This window comes from Salinibacterium sp. VpJ6, assembly GCF_059767345.1.
On sequence record NZ_JBSOQL010000001.1, the window covers coordinates 1,652,405 to 1,666,407 of the forward strand.

General features: G+C 61.6%; 12 protein-coding genes. 9 read left to right on the forward strand and 3 right to left on the reverse strand.

Features of this window, described 5'->3' with window-relative positions; all coding sequences use genetic code 11:
* Together ACWTV1_RS08190 and manD are read left to right on the forward strand one after the other, a co-directional pair.
* Positions 1-1,455 carry a mannitol dehydrogenase family protein gene (locus tag ACWTV1_RS08190; protein WP_498504852.1) on the forward strand — a complete coding sequence of 485 codons (1,455 nt, stop codon included), beginning with the start codon at positions 1-3 and terminating at the stop codon, positions 1,453-1,455.
* Between the two features lie 9 nt (positions 1,456-1,464).
* The gene (gene manD / locus ACWTV1_RS08195; protein WP_498504853.1) at positions 1,465-2,703 is read left to right on the forward strand and encodes a D-mannonate dehydratase ManD; all 1,239 of its coding nucleotides are present in this window, start codon (positions 1,465-1,467) and stop codon (positions 2,701-2,703) included.
* Between the two features lie 12 nt (positions 2,704-2,715).
* Here the strand turns inward: manD and ACWTV1_RS08200 are convergent, their stop codons facing one another.
* Positions 2,716-3,699, reverse strand: coding sequence for a LacI family DNA-binding transcriptional regulator (locus tag ACWTV1_RS08200; protein ID WP_498504854.1), 984 nt, complete (start codon positions 3,697-3,699; stop codon positions 2,716-2,718).
* A gap of 160 nt (positions 3,700-3,859) precedes the next feature.
* On the opposite strand from ACWTV1_RS08200, the gene ACWTV1_RS08205 reads away from it, so the two are divergent.
* Entirely contained in the window at positions 3,860-5,209 is a 1,350-nt protein-coding gene (locus tag ACWTV1_RS08205) for an enolase C-terminal domain-like protein (protein ID WP_498504855.1), read from the forward strand.
* On the forward strand, positions 5,206-6,807 hold the full coding sequence (locus tag ACWTV1_RS08210; protein ID WP_498504856.1) for a gluconokinase, GntK/IdnK-type: 1,602 nt from the start codon (positions 5,206-5,208) through the stop codon (positions 6,805-6,807). Before ACWTV1_RS08205 ends, ACWTV1_RS08210 begins: the two co-directional genes overlap by 4 nt.
* 85 nt (positions 6,808-6,892) lie before the next feature.
* On the opposite strand, the gene ACWTV1_RS08215 is transcribed toward ACWTV1_RS08210, so the two are convergent.
* The gene (locus ACWTV1_RS08215) at positions 6,893-7,570 is read right to left on the reverse strand and encodes an SGNH/GDSL hydrolase family protein (RefSeq protein ID WP_498504857.1); all 678 of its coding nucleotides are present in this window, start codon (positions 7,568-7,570) and stop codon (positions 6,893-6,895) included.
* Positions 7,570-8,442 (reverse strand): Gfo/Idh/MocA family protein, encoded by an 873-nt coding sequence (locus ACWTV1_RS08220; RefSeq protein ID WP_498504858.1) that lies wholly within the window; start codon positions 8,440-8,442, stop codon positions 7,570-7,572. Before ACWTV1_RS08220 ends, ACWTV1_RS08215 begins: the two co-directional genes overlap by 1 nt.
* Positions 8,443-8,584: 142 nt before the next feature.
* Here ACWTV1_RS08220 and ACWTV1_RS08225 point away from each other — a divergent pair, with 142 nt between their 5' ends.
* The 5 genes from ACWTV1_RS08225 to ACWTV1_RS08245 all read left to right on the forward strand — a co-directional run bounded on the left by ACWTV1_RS08225 (position 8,585) and on the right by ACWTV1_RS08245 (position 13,955).
* Complete coding sequence (locus ACWTV1_RS08225; RefSeq protein ID WP_498504859.1) at positions 8,585-9,604, forward strand: Gfo/Idh/MocA family protein; 1,020 nt, start codon at positions 8,585-8,587, stop codon at positions 9,602-9,604.
* Positions 9,601-10,590: a Gfo/Idh/MocA family protein gene (locus ACWTV1_RS08230; protein WP_498504860.1), complete on the forward strand. Its 990-nt coding sequence runs from the start codon at positions 9,601-9,603 to the stop codon at positions 10,588-10,590. The genes ACWTV1_RS08225 and ACWTV1_RS08230 overlap by 4 nt, the downstream gene beginning before the upstream one ends.
* A 126-nt stretch (positions 10,591-10,716) precedes the next feature.
* Positions 10,717-11,682, forward strand: a complete 966-nt coding sequence (locus ACWTV1_RS08235; protein WP_498504861.1) for a carbohydrate ABC transporter permease — start codon at positions 10,717-10,719, stop codon at positions 11,680-11,682.
* 62 nt (positions 11,683-11,744) lie between these two features.
* Positions 11,745-12,569 carry a carbohydrate ABC transporter permease gene (locus ACWTV1_RS08240; RefSeq protein ID WP_498504862.1) on the forward strand — a complete coding sequence of 275 codons (825 nt, stop codon included), beginning with the start codon at positions 11,745-11,747 and terminating at the stop codon, positions 12,567-12,569.
* A gap of 138 nt (positions 12,570-12,707) precedes the next feature.
* Positions 12,708-13,955, forward strand: a complete 1,248-nt coding sequence (locus ACWTV1_RS08245; RefSeq protein ID WP_498504863.1) for an ABC transporter substrate-binding protein — start codon at positions 12,708-12,710, stop codon at positions 13,953-13,955.
* Positions 13,956-14,003 lie beyond the last annotated feature (48 nt).

Consider the following 14,003-nt stretch of genomic DNA (forward strand, 5'->3'; position numbering starts at 1 on the left):
GTGAGCATCTTCCTCGCTCGCCCTGCGAAGGGCAGGAGTTCCTCGCGGCTGAGCGAGTCCACCGCGGTGGAAATCATCGGAAGCAACATCAAGCGTCCACCCGTGCGGTTAGTCCACATCGGGCTAGGTGCGTTTCACCGCGCCCACCAACTCTGGTACACGGCGGTCTCGGATCCCGAAAATGAATGGGGCGTCCTCGCCTTCACTGGCCGTAGACCCGACGAGGCGCTTACCGCCGCAGCGCAGGACGGCCTCTTCACTCTGGTTGAACGGTCCGAAGCGGGCGATAGCCGCACCATCCTGACGAACCTCGTTGAAGCGAAGGATGGCGCGGACGTTGAAGAATTAGCAACAGCCCTTTCCCTAGATGCGGTGGTGGCGGTCACGCTCACCATCACGGAGGCGGGGTACCTCTTGAACTCGAGAGGGAGCCTCGATCTGGACGACATCCGAACACAAAACGACATCGCGATGTGGCTTGCTGCGGGCGCGGAAGGTTCAGCGCCCGCCCTGCAGACACCGCTATGCCGCCTCGCCTATGCTCTCGACCGCCGGCGGCGTGCGTCGGGTGCTTCGGTCGCAGTGGTGCCGTGTGACAACTTCCCCGATAACGGGACCACGGTCGGGGCCGCGTTGACCGAGCTGGCCAGCAGAATCGACGCCGATCTGGCGGCCTGGCTCAGCGACTCGGTGTCGTTCGTGTCGACTGTCGTCGATCGCATAACACCGGCGACGACAAGCGCCGAGATCGAACGACTGGCGGCGGAAACTGGCTACGAAGATCACTCGATGGTCGTTACGGAACCCTTCGCTGAATGGGTCCTTAGCGGCCGGTTCCCTGCCGGACGGCCTGAATGGGAACGAGCTGGAGCCCGCTTCGTGGACGATGTGCGGCCCTACCAGCGTCGCAAATTATGGCTGCTCAACGGTGGCCACACTCTCCTCGCGTGCACCGCCAGACACCGGGGCCACGAGACCGTGGCTGATGCGATGGGTGATCCGGTCGTGCGTCGTTGGCTGACGGCGTACTGGGATCACGTCGGTACCCGGCTGGACGGGCCTGCGACAGACCTCACGCAGTATGTAGCGAACCTGGAGCGGCGTTTTGAGAACAGAGGAATGGCGCATCGCCTCGACCAGATCGCGTCAGACTCGGTCGGGAAGCTCCGAATCCGCACGCTCCCCCTTATCGGTGGTAGCGGCACGGAGGCCCCCACGCCCCAAGCGGTTCTGCTGCCGATCTCGGGATGGGTTGCCGGGGTGCTTCGTGGGCGGGCAGACCCCGCCCCAGACGACGAGGCTGTTGCGCGAGCGGCTTCGGCCCCTGATCCGATCGCGGCTCTACTGAGCGTGCTCGATGCGGGCCTCGCCGCCGACGCAGCACTCGTCGACGTCATCGCACGACAAGTTGACGCTTTCCTCGCTGGCCGAGAACCCCTACCCACCTCTCTTTAAGGAACTCACATGATTATCGACAAGGCCGAAGTTATCGTCACGAGTCCGGACCGCAACTTTGTGACGCTCAAACTGACTACGGACGACGGTCTTACCGGATTGGGCGACGCCACCCTCAACGGCCGAGAACTCGCCGTTGTCGCTTACCTCACTGAACATGTCGTCCCGCTCCTCATCGGTGCCGATGCATCGAAGATCGAGGACACCTGGCAGTTTCTCTACCGGTCGGCCTATTGGCGGCGCGGACCGGTCACCATGGCGGCGATCGCCTCCGTCGACATGGCGCTCTGGGACATCAAGGGAAAAGCCGCTGGGATGCCGGTTTACCAACTGCTCGGTGGCGCTTCGCGCGACGGCCTTCTGGCATACGGCCATGCCTCCGGAAAGGAACTTCCCGAACTCTTCGATTCGATACGGGCACACCAAGAGCAGGGTTACAAAGCAATCCGCATCCAGACCGGAGTGCCGACGCTCAAAGCCATTTACGGTATTGCCGCCCAGAGTGCTGACGTCGGAGACGCAGGGGTCCGGTACGACCATGAGCCGGCTCGTCGCGGCGCGAAGCCGGTCGAGGAAGACTGGGATACCCGGGCATATCTCACTCACCTACCCGGGGTATTCGAGGCGGTGCGCAATGAGTTCGGCCCGGACCTTCCACTGTTGCATGATGGTCACCATCGAATGACTCCGATTCAGGCTGCCCGCCTGGGCAAGGACCTTGAGCCATACGATCTGTTCTGGCTTGAGGACTGCACCCCCGCAGAGAATCAGGAGGCTCTCCGGCTCGTTCGTCAGCACACGACGACTCCGCTCGCGATCGGAGAGATCTTCAATACGGTGTGGGACTTCAAAGACATCATCCGCGACCAACTGATCGACTACGTTCGCGGCGCCGTCACACATATGGGCGGCATCAGCCCGCTCAAGAAGACACTGGATTACGCGGCGATCTATCAGATCAAGTCAGGCATGCACGGCCCTACAGACATCTCGCCGGTCGGCATGGCGGCCGCGATGCACCTCGGCCTGGCAATCCACAACTTCGGCATCCAGGAGTATATGAGCCATGGCGCAAAAACTGATCAGGTCTTCCAGCAGTCGTTCTCGTGGCGTGACGGCTACCTTCACCCCGGAGATCAGCCAGGCCTCGGTGTCGATCTCGATGTCGACGCGACGGGCGCCTACCCCTACGCTCAGGCTTACCTGCCGTACAACAGACTGCGGGATGGCACCGTCCACGATTGGTGACGGCTACCGTGCTCAGGATGTGGCTGCTGCGGAAGTGCCTCGAGGCGCGAAAACGCCCGATACCGTCTCATTCTTGGGAGTCCGCCCGGCGACGACCTCGGTCAGCATGGCAACTGCGCGCCGACCGAGGTCGTCGAATGGTGCGGTGACCGTGGTCAGTTGCGGGGTCAGGGTGCGGGCGAGGAGGACGTCGTCGCAACCGATGACGCTCCGGTCTTGTGGCACGGAGACGCCGAGATCCGCCAGGCCTCCGATGATTCCGCACGCGAGGAAGTCGTCGAACGCGAAAATTGCGGTCGCTCCCGTCGCGGCGACTGCTGGGGCCGCAGATCTTCCCGTCTCGTACGCCGCGTCGAATGGTCCGAGTTCGATGAGTTCCACTCCTTCAGGCGCGGTCTTGATCCAGCGGCGGATTGCGGCGGCGCGGCGATCCGCGGCCCAAGAGCCTGCAGGACCTTTCATGAGCGCAATTCGGCGGTGACCGAGTTCGACTAGGTGATCGGCGGCCTGATGAAGGGCTGCTGTGTTGTCGCAGACGACGGAGGGCAGCCCCGTGACACTGCGGTTGACGAGAACGGTAGGGGTGGCGCCGACAACCTTGCGTAGTTGTTCCGCAGGGATTCGCGGCGAAGCCACGATCAATCCGTCGACTTGTGCGCTTAGTCGGCTCAGTTGCTCGACGGCGTCTGCTCCGCCGGTCTCCGCGTCGAGGAGCAGAATGGAGGCGTCGGCTTCTGTGGCGGCGCGATCGATCGCACGGATTAGTGGGGGAAAGAACGGGTTGGTGATGTCGACGACGACAACGCCGATCATGCCGGTGCGGCCGGTCGTGAGACTGCGTGCGGCGCGGTTCAGCTCGTAGCCTTGCGAGCGAGCGGTCGCCAGGATCTTCTCACGAACCGCGCTGTTCACGAGGTCGGGGCGTGAGAAGGCGCGTGAGACGGTCGACGCTGAGACGCCGAGTTCTTTCGCGATCGAGTAGATGGTTGCTTTCATCCGCTTGCTTGGCCCTCCGGGTATTTTATCGATGGCTGCTCTTCCAGAGAATAGTCTGCTTGGTGGGTTGGAGGAGAGTTATCGAAGTACCATCTTGACGCCTCTTCGTTCCACCAATAGCCTAGTTGCAACCGATTGCAAACCATCAGAGGACATACGCGTGGCGTCTACAGACATTCGAGTGCACAACATTGACGTGCGATTTCGCGAGGTGCCTCTCAGCACACCGCTGACGATTAGCGGAGGGGCGATTACCCACTTCACTATCGCTGAGGTCTCCGCCGCCGTAGTTTCGCAGTCCGGGCGGCGTGCCGTGGGATACGGCGAGAGCGTCCTCTCGGTTCTCTGGGCCTGGCCGCGGAGTGCCATGTCGGTAGACGAACGCGACGGCGTCATGCGCGATCTCGTTCACCGGGCAGCGCGAACGGCGACAGCGCTCGAGCCAGCCGACCCGATTACTTTCTGGCGATCCATTTCCCGCGATGCGCTCGAGAGCGCATCGCACAGCCTCTTAGGCGAGCAGGTTCCCAAGCTGGCGATTCTCCTGGCCGTCGGTGCAGTAGACAACGCTCTCCACGATGCGTGGGGGAAGGCAGCAGAGCGAGACGTTTTCGAGATGTATAACGCCGAGCATCTGCGCGAAGACCTCAGTGTCTTCGGGATGCCGGGTGTTTACCCGGAAGCGGGGATCGAGTCGCCACGCAGAACGGTGCTTCCGGTCCAGCATCTCGTGGGGATGTCTGACCCGCTTACGAACGACGGGAGCGTCCGAGGGCTCGACGCGTGGATCGAGCGGGACGGTGTTAGCCGACTCAAGGTGAAGATCGGCGGCACCCACCCAGCGAACGATGCTCGCCGAATCAGCGACATCTACCGCGCTGCGCTTGCGACGGGCCGTACCCCTCGACTGGCGGTGGATCCGAACGAGGGATACGCCGACTCGCTGGCCGCGATAACGATGCTGGATGAGCTGGCCGCGCTGGATGCTGAAGCCGCAGCCGCGATTGACTACCTCGAGCAGCCCGTACCCCGAGATCAGTCGGTCGATGCGAATAGTCTGCGCCGACTCTCCGAGCGTGTTCCCACGATCATGGATGAGGGTTTCACGACGCTGTCGCGCCTGCCGGGACTGCGCGAGGAAGGGTGGTCAGGCGTTGTCATCAAGGCGGGAAAGGGCCAGACGCCGGCCGTAGTCGCCGCAGCCGTGGCTCGCAAGCTTGGGCTGTTCGTGACGGTGCAGGATCTCACGGCTACCGGGGCCGCGTTTGTGCATTCCGCCCGACTCGCAAGCTCACTGAAAGTGAGCGTCGCCCAGCTTGAGTACAACAGTAGGCAGTACGCCCCAACGGGCAACGACGAGCTCTCGACAGAGCTTGCCGAACTTACAATCGTGCGTGACGGCCTAGTCGATACCAGCGCGCTCTCGGGTCCCGGACTTTACGGCCACCGAGGGGTCCCCTCGGGTCAGCCAGCGTTCGATGACTCTTCCGTCAGCAGCTTGGGGGAGTGAGAAACGTGCGCGAGGTAGTCGTTAGTGCGGTCTCGGGGACTCCCATCCCGATCAATCCTCGTGATTCTGACGCTGTCGTGTTCGACACTCTCGTGCAGCGGTGGCGCCAGCGTCTGCGTGCCGTCTGGCCAGATCGACCAGACCTCGTTGTGTTGCCCGAGCATGCCGCTCGGCCCGTGGTCGGCAACGACCCGGTTCAGCACCTCCCTCCCGAACGACTAGTCGACTTCACTCACTCCTATGGTGAGAAACTGAGGGGCTTTTTCGCGGAGCAGGCTGCTGAGCACGGCTCCCACGTTGCGTGGTCGGGCTACCGTGTGGATGCGGGCGGAGTTCTGAGAAACTCGACCGTGGTGTTCGGTCCGGATGGGGCTGCGCTCGGTACGCCCTATGACAAGAATTACCCGACGATCCGTGAGATGGAGCGAACCGGTGTGCGCCCCGGAACGGAAATGGTCGTCGTTGACACTCCCGTGGGCAGACTCGCGCCGGTGATCTGCTTCGATCTGAATTTCACCGAAGCGCTTGAACGTCTCGTTGCGAAGCGGCCGCAGATTATCCTGTTCGGCTCGGCGTACCATGGCGCGCTGATGCAGCCATATTGGGCGTACTCCGCACGGTCGTGGTTCGTTGGCGCCATCCATCCTCCCAATGTGTCTGAGGTGCTGAACCCGGTCGGTGAGACGGTGGCCACGTCGACGAACTACCGTCATCACGTCACAACCACAATCAACCTCGACTATCGCGTCTGCCACATCGACGAGCACGGTGAGGCTCTCGACGAACTGAAGCGCCGCTACGGGCGCAAAGTTCGAGTCCACGATCCTGGCCGGCTCGGCGTCGTGTTGATTACAAGCGAGGATGACGACCTGCCTCTTTCCGAGGCTTTGGATAGTGTGGGCATCGTCGACGTTGACGACTACTTCACGCGATCGGTGGTCGCCCGGGACGCTGCCTCGGAAAGCTCGACGACCGTGACTGAGTCAAGGATCACCAACCGCTACGACACCGTTCCGGTTGCCGCTGCACCTTCTGCCGCTGACGATTACGCTGTCGAGGATGATGTGATTGGAGACCCGACCCAAGCACGGGCAGAAGCAGCGTTTCGCATCGTCGTGATGGGGCCGAGCGGCTCTGGCAAATCGGTTGTCGGGGCTGCCCTTGCCCACCGGCTGGGTCTGCCCTTCATCGATGCCGACGATCTGCATCCGACCTCGAACGTGGAGAAGATGGCAGCCGGCACACCGCTGGATGATGACGACCGGATGCCGTGGCTCGACATTGTCGGTTCCGCCATCCGCGCCGCTGAGGAGGGGGCGGTTGTCGCATGCTCCGCGCTCGCGCGCCGGTACCGGGATCGGATCCGGGCGGGCGCTCCCGACGTGGTGTTCGTTGAGCTACTGGTAGCGGAAGGGGAGCTCAACCGACGCATGACAACGCGGGAGCATTTCATGCCGGCGGCGCTGCTCAATTCGCAGCTACAGACACTCGAGCACTTGGAGGCTGAGGAGAAAGGTGTCGTCGTGGAGAACGACAGCACGCTCGCCAACGTCGTCGCTGCTGCACAAGCAGCGCTTGGAGCAATCGACGAAGCCTGATTGGCCCACGCCGTGTTCGGCGTTACCGCCTGGCTGCATGATGCGGTTCCGCCGGTGAGGGAACCACATCATGCACTGATGGCTGTTACTTCGGAATCATGAGGTGGCCACTGCGAGACTCCGAATCCCAGATGCCCAACTCCTGCATGAGCGTCCTCGCCATCGCGCGGTGGCCTGACGCATTGGGGTGACAGCCATGCCCGAGCCAGTGGAACCAAGCGCCATCGGGCGCTGCCATCCACTCGGCGTAGTGGTCGATCAGTGGAATCCCTAGTTCGGTTGCCAGCTCCCGGATCCGTTCTACGTATGCGGGGAGGAATTCGACGACGGCGGGGAGCTCTGACGGCAGAGTTCGGTTCGGGGTCATCATCATCACCGTCGCACCGGTGTCGCGCTGAACGCGCCGCATAACGTTCTCGTACGATTCGGCGAAGTCGTCGAGACCCGCCAAACCAAGCCGGGCGTCGTTGAGGCCGAAGTTGATGAACACCACGTCGGGAGCGAATCTGACGCACAAAGCATCCAGCTGAGGGGCGAGGTCGGTGACATACCATCCCGGAACCGCCGTGTTGATGACGGCATCACGGGAACGGCCGAGCTCCCGAAGGCGCTCTTCGAAGAGCTCGGAGTAGCTCCGACCTCCCCAGGTGTGCCAGCTGCCTGCGGTGACGCTGTCGCCGAGGAAGACCCATGTGCGTGGGTCGGGAGAAGCAAGAATTGACGCTGCCGCCGTGGTGGCGGAGAGCGCGTCCATCGTTGTCATTACTGCTCCACCCCACTGCGCAATGCGGTCGTGATCGCCGCGAGGATGACAATCGGACTTCGCATGGTGTCTCGACTTGCCGGTTGTCGATTGAGAGAGATCGCGTCGATGAAGTTCTTCAACGCCGGGGCGTTGTAGTCATTGTCGAGGATCAATTCTTGAGAGATGGCGCCGTTCGCGTGCACGGCAGTGACATGGAAAGGGGTGCGCGCTTCAGCTCCGGGAACGACGAAGGTCAATGTGACGGTGACACCGTCAACCTCGAACAGCGCCACTGTTGTGTCTCCGTTGCGGCTCACGATCGGTGGCGAATCGAGGGCGTCGACGCGGGGATCACCGAGTAGCTCGTGAACTGCTTCGACATGATGGATGCCGTAGAAGAACAAGCCAGAGTAGGGACTCTCCGGGTCGGCTGGACCCGAAACGTGGAGATGCCGAAGGGGCCCGGCTTGCGCGCCCAGTTGCTTGAGCTTGGCGATCTGCGGGACGAAACGCAGCGCGGAGGCCGAATAGAGCAGCGTATGAGAAGCGTCGGCGGCGCGCAGGAGGGCATCGGCATCAGCCACCGTGGTGGCGAGTGGTTTGTCGACCATCAGTGGAATCCCAGCTGCCAGAAGCGGCTCGGCCTCCGCGAGGTGCGTTGCACCGTCGCGGCTTGAGATGATGACCGCATCCACCTTTCCAATAAGCTCGTGAGGATTGCTGACGATGTGCTCGATTCCTCCGACCTCGGCGAGCCAGAGATTGCGGTCAGTGCGCCCGCCGACTAGGGCAGTCCCCGTAAACCCGGGGTGGCGTCTCTCCGTGTTCAACAGGCGGAGGAAGTGGTCGGTGTGGGAGTTTTCCGTTCCAATGAAGCCGATACGAGGCACGTGGATTGTCCTATCGTCAGGGTCGAGTGATGTCGCCGCTTTGCGGAGCAATAGTTTCGCTCGGAGCCATTCTACCTGCAACCGGTTGCAAAACGACTGTCAAGACCTTATTCTTTACCAATCGCTTATAGATAGGAGCGCTGTGACAACGATCGTCAGAGTAGGGATTGTTGGCCTCGGAGCCATCGGAGCCACCCATGCGGGAGCGCTGCGAGCGCTGAGTGGAGTCGAAGTCGTTGCCTTCAGTGGAGGTTCCGACGCGGTCATGTCGGCAAACGGCTGGCCAAACGCAGTGCGAATGTCGTCGGATCAGGTTCTTGATCATCCGAGTGTCGACGTTGTCGCAGTGTGCAGTCCGTCTGCTAGTCATGCGTCCTACGCCTTGCGCGCCGTGAATGCCGGCAAGCATGTCTTGGTGGAGAAGCCTCTCGCCCTCTCGACAGCTGAGGCAGAAGCTCTAGCAACTGAGCAAGATGCGCGCGGGGTCGTCGTCGCGATGGTTGCGCAGCGCCGATTCGAGCCGGAGGTCGTGGCGATCAAAGCACTCCTCGATTCAGGGGAGTTGGGCAACGTTCGGCTTGCGACGACACAGGTTCACTGGATGCGTGATCAAGCCTATTACGACGCCGCGCCGTGGCGCGCAGAACACCCTGCGGGCGGGTCACTCATGAACCAGGGTGTGCATAACCTCGACCTTCTGCAATGGCTCTGCGGACCCGTCACCGACGTCACAGCTCAAAGCGCGACACTCGCTCACGCGATGGAGGCGGAGGACACGCTGGTCGCGACGGCACGATTCGCCTCGGGGGCGCTGGGGGTCATTAGTACGACCACGGCTGCCATTCCAGGTACTCCGGCGACCTTGACGCTTCACACCTCGCGCGGAACTATCGAACTCGGTCAGGGTGAGATCACGCGCTGGGATGTAGCGGACATACCGCGACCGACATCGTCTGCGGCGACGACCAGCGGGGCAGCGGACCCTGCGGCCATTGGTCTCGCGGGTCACATGGCAATGTGGGAAGAGGTGCTCGAAGCGATCCGGACCGGCCGCCCGTGCGCCGTCGATGCGCACGCGGCTGAACGCACAGTGAGGCTTCTCTGCGCTCTGTACGACGCCGCCGAATCAGGGCAGCGCACGATCGTGGAGGCGCAGCAATGATCCGGGTCGCCATCTTAGGAGCCGCACACAGTCACGTCGCTTATGCTCTCGACGAAGTAGCGGCGCGCGAGGATGTCGAGCTGGTCGCGGCCGCGGAGTCCGACCCTCACATGCGTGCTCAGTTTCTTAGCGGGATCGGCGATGTGCCGGTGTACGACCGAATCGAGGAGCTGCTGAGCGAGCATGAAATTGATGTCGCCCTCGTCGCGGGAGTGTACAGCGATCGCGCCGAGGCTGTACTGGCAGCGCTCCACGCGAACGCGCATGTGATCGCCGATAAGCCCCTATGTACCTCGCTCGAGGATCTCGATCGAATCGAGAGTCGGATGGCGGCGAGCGATCGGCATTTGTCGATTGTGTTCGAGAAGCGCTTCTATCCGCCGACAAGGGAAGCGCGGCGTCTTCTCGACGCCGGTGTCCTCGGCGAGCTGGCCATTGTGGCGAGCACCGGGCCGCACAAGCTGAACGTGTCGACTCGGCCCGACTGGTTTCTGCAGAGGGAGACGTATGGCGGAATTGCCGCAGACCTCCCTGTGCACGATATTGACCTCATCCTGACGCTCACGGGCGCAACATCAGGCACAGTTTCTGCATTGACGGGTGGCGCCCGCCGACCGAATCTCTCCAATTTCGACGATCGCGTTGCTGTGCTCCTGCGCACGGCGGACGTTGTGTCGACGGTTGAGGCGACGTGGCTTGGGCCGGAGGCCTCCGACGTGCACGGGCACTACCGGATGCGATTGACCGGCACCGAGGGCACCGCCGAACTCGATTGGGCATATAACACCCTGGTTGTCGAGACTCACAGTTCCCCGCGGCAGGCGATTGAGCTCCCCCCTGCCAGCCGTCCCGCCGCTTACTTTTTCGATGCAATCGCCGCGGGACGAGAGCCTGAAATTACGACGGCCCAGAGCCTCCGTGCTACGCGCGTCGCCCTCCTTGCGCAAGCCAGCGCGGACGACGACGGATCGCAGCGTCAGTGGTGAACCCCGTTCCCCGGTCGAGGACTTTGCGCCGAGTCACCGCGCCATCCTTGACATCCTTGGCCGATCAACGTTGAATTCATGCAACCGATTGCACACTGCAATCAAGACATTTCGAATGGAGAAATCATGACGATTCCTATCTCCACGGAGGTAGAGGCCATCGCGCCCGAGCCGCCCGAGCCCGCTGCCTCGAGAGACTCGACCTCAGCCCCTCGCACGCGTCGGAAGCGATGGTGGCAGTCTCGGGAGGCGGTCGCGGGCTATCTGTTCATTGGGCCGATGGTGGTGCTGTTCGCGGTGTTCCGCATCTGGCCAGCAATCTACGGCGCGGTTCTCTCTTTCGGTGACTTCACACTGCGTCGCACCTTCAGCTTCGTCGGGCTGGATCACTACGTCCGGCTCTTTGAGGACGCGATTTTTTGGGACGCCCTTCGCGTCACCCTCACTTTTGCTTTGATCCAGATCCCCCTCGCTCTCATCGTGAGCCTCGGAATGGCCCAGCTCTGCAACCGCATGATGCGGGGTATGGCTTTCTACCGAGCCATCTTCTTTCTGCCGACCGTCACCTCCGCGGTGCTCAGCGCTGTGGTATTCATGTGGATCTTTTCCTCCGCAGGTCCGTTGAATGCCCTCATCGAGGGACTCGGCGGTGAGTCAATCGGATGGCTAACCGATCGAGCGTGGGTTCTGCCTTCTCTCGCGATCGTGAGTGTCTGGAGCAGCTTCGGGTACAACATGCTGATTCTGCTGGCAGGAATGTTGGCTATCCCCGAGGAGTACTACGAGGCCGCTTCTCTGGACGGGGCAAATGCGTGGCAGCGCTTTCGTCTCATTACCTTGCCAAATCTCAAGCCCGCGCTATTCTTCGTGCTCGTTATTGAGACGATCAAGTCATTGCAGACTTTCGACACGATCCTCGTGATGACTGGTGGCGGGCCGGGTAGGGGGAGCTACACGCTCACCTACATGATCTATGACCAAGGCTTCGGGTACTTCGACTTCGGCTATGCGAGCGCGGCCGGCGTCGTATTGCTCGTAATCACTCTTGTTTTCTCGCTGATACAGCGCCGCCTCGTAGGAAAGAGCGACTGATGGCCGACGTTACTAAAACTGCACCACTTGGAGCTCCGGCGCGCACGCGTAGCACCCGGCGTATGCCCCGTAGCGTCTACAAGGCGCGACGCCTTGTGCCGCTTCACATGCTGCTCATTGCGATTGCGCTCATCACTGCCTTCCCGTTCTACGCGATGGTCATTATTTCGCTGCAGCCGGGCCAAGCAATCGACATGCCGTCGTCGCTCTTTCCCACGGCTGTCTCCCTCGACGCGTTTGTCGAGGTGCTCAACAGCCGTAGCATCCCGCAGTGGGCGTTTAACTCCACGGTGTACGCGGTCGTCTCGACGGTTTTCACTCTGCTCTTAGCGTCGATGTCGGGCTATGCCTTTGCGAAGAAGCGTTTCCCTGGCCGAGAACTCATCTTCTGGGCGTTCGTCGCTATGATGATGATCCCGTACCACCTGACCATCATCCCGAAGTACATCCTCGTCGGAGACCTGGGCGGATTAGACACGATGTGGGGAATGCTGATTCCCACGCTCGCAAACGCGTCGGCTGTGTTCTTGATGCGCCAGTTCATCCACAGCATCCCGGATGAGATCATCGATGCGGCGAAGATTGATGGTGCGGGAGAGTTCCGTACATTCTGGTCGATCGTGCTCCCGCAGACGAAGCCGATTCTGGCGACGCTGGCGACGTTCGTGTTCCTCGCGCACTGGAATGATTTCCTGTGGCCGATGGTGTCTCAGCAGACTCCGCAGAACTTCGTGCTGACCGTGGGGCTCAACACCCTTCAGCAGGAGCAGTCTCCCCTTGCCACCGTCATGGCCGCTGCCGTGATCAGTTTCATCCCAACCTTCCTCGTCTTCGTCTTGCTGCAGCGATACTTCGTGCGAGGCGTAATGATGTCAGGCATGAAGTAGTCCGCTCTTCAGAAATAAACATTGACAACCTTGGTCGCTAGTGCCTAGCATGACTGCAATCGGTTGCAATGCAATCGGGAACAACCAGATACACCACCAGAGTTCAACAAATCGATTCCAACAACGGAGTGTGAATCCATGAAGAGAAACAGACTGCTTGCCTTGGTCGCTGTGCCACCGCTTCTCGCGCTGGCTGCGTGCGGCGGCGTGTCCAGCGAGCCTTCCGCCGGGACCGGCGAAGCTTCCGGGTCGATCACGATGTGGGCGTACCCAGTGCCTCCGCTCGTCGACGGATCCGATTGGCAGCCTCTCATCGACGACTTCAACGAGGTTTACCCCGACGTCGAAGTCGAAGTAATCGTCAAGCCTTGGGACAAGCGCGAAGAGACGCTCGTCACTGCCATAGTCGGCGGTAACGAACCCGACGTGATCTACTTCAACCCCGGCTATGTGACCAACTTCGCTGGCCAGGATCTGCTGCTCCCACTCGACGACCTTCGCGATGACTGGGACAAGTTCACTCCAGCGGCTCTCGATGCTATGAGCTACAACGGCGAGCTGTACGCTTCGCCGACGCTCGTGGCAGTAATGACTTCCTACTGCAACACGACAGTCCTCGAAGCTGCAGGCGTCGAGGAGTGCCCAACCACATGGGACGAGATGCGCGAAGTCGCACCCGCCATCAAAGACGCCGGTTACTACTTGACCGAGTACTACGGCACGAAGACGCTCAATCACAACTTCTTCCCGTACCTGTGGCAGGCTGGCGGCGAGATCCTCAATGAGGATCAGACCGAGGCCACGTTCAACGGTCCTGAGGGAGTTAAGGCGTTGAGCTTCCTCAAGGAGATGGTCGACAACGGATGGATCCCCACCGAACCGATTAGCACGGACGTTCCCCTCGAGCAGTCCGCTGTGGGACGCCAAGAGGCCGCCTACCAAATGGCTGCAGACCTGTCGCAAGTCAGGAACGTCGTTCCATCGGAGGTCATTGAGACTGTGCAGCCGCTCGCGGATGTCGAACAGGTTGCCGCCGGTTCAGTCGGAGGCTGGGCGATCTTCAACAGGACCAAGTCGGTCGATGCCGCAAAGGCTCTCGTGCACCACTTCGGCGAGACGCCGTTCATGGAAGAGTTCTTGCCGCTCACTGGCTACCTCTCCCCTCGCACCGACGTGACTGGCCTGTTCCCGGACGACCCCCAGTTCGCTCAGGGCGCCGACCACCTCGACGTGCTGCGCACCGACCTTTCCCACGCGCAGGCGGCAAAGTTCATGAATATGATCCGGCCGCACATTCAGCGGGTTCTGCTCGAAGGGCTCGATGTGCAGGAAGGCCTCGACGCCGCTGCCGAAGAAGTGAACAGAGCGTTGGCTGAGGACAACTAGCAACGCACGAGAATGCTCCCGGTCGTTTCGCTGCCACCGCAGCGGCAC

Coding starts and splice junctions, on each gene's coding strand:
- manD (WP_498504853.1), top strand. CDS start 1,465: ATGATTATCGACAAGGCCGAAGTTATCGTCACGAGTCCGGACCGCAAC.
- ACWTV1_RS08200 (WP_498504854.1), bottom strand. CDS start 3,699: ATGAAAGCAACCATCTACTCGATCGCGAAAGAACTCGGCGTCTCAGCG.
- ACWTV1_RS08215 (WP_498504857.1), bottom strand. CDS start 7,570: ATGACAACGATGGACGCGCTCTCCGCCACCACGGCGGCAGCGTCAATT.
- ACWTV1_RS08230 (WP_498504860.1), top strand. CDS start 9,601: ATGATCCGGGTCGCCATCTTAGGAGCCGCACACAGTCACGTCGCTTAT.
- ACWTV1_RS08235 (WP_498504861.1), top strand. CDS start 10,717: ATGACGATTCCTATCTCCACGGAGGTAGAGGCCATCGCGCCCGAGCCG.
- ACWTV1_RS08240 (WP_498504862.1), top strand. CDS start 11,745: ATGCCCCGTAGCGTCTACAAGGCGCGACGCCTTGTGCCGCTTCACATG.
- ACWTV1_RS08245 (WP_498504863.1), top strand. CDS start 12,708: ATGAAGAGAAACAGACTGCTTGCCTTGGTCGCTGTGCCACCGCTTCTC.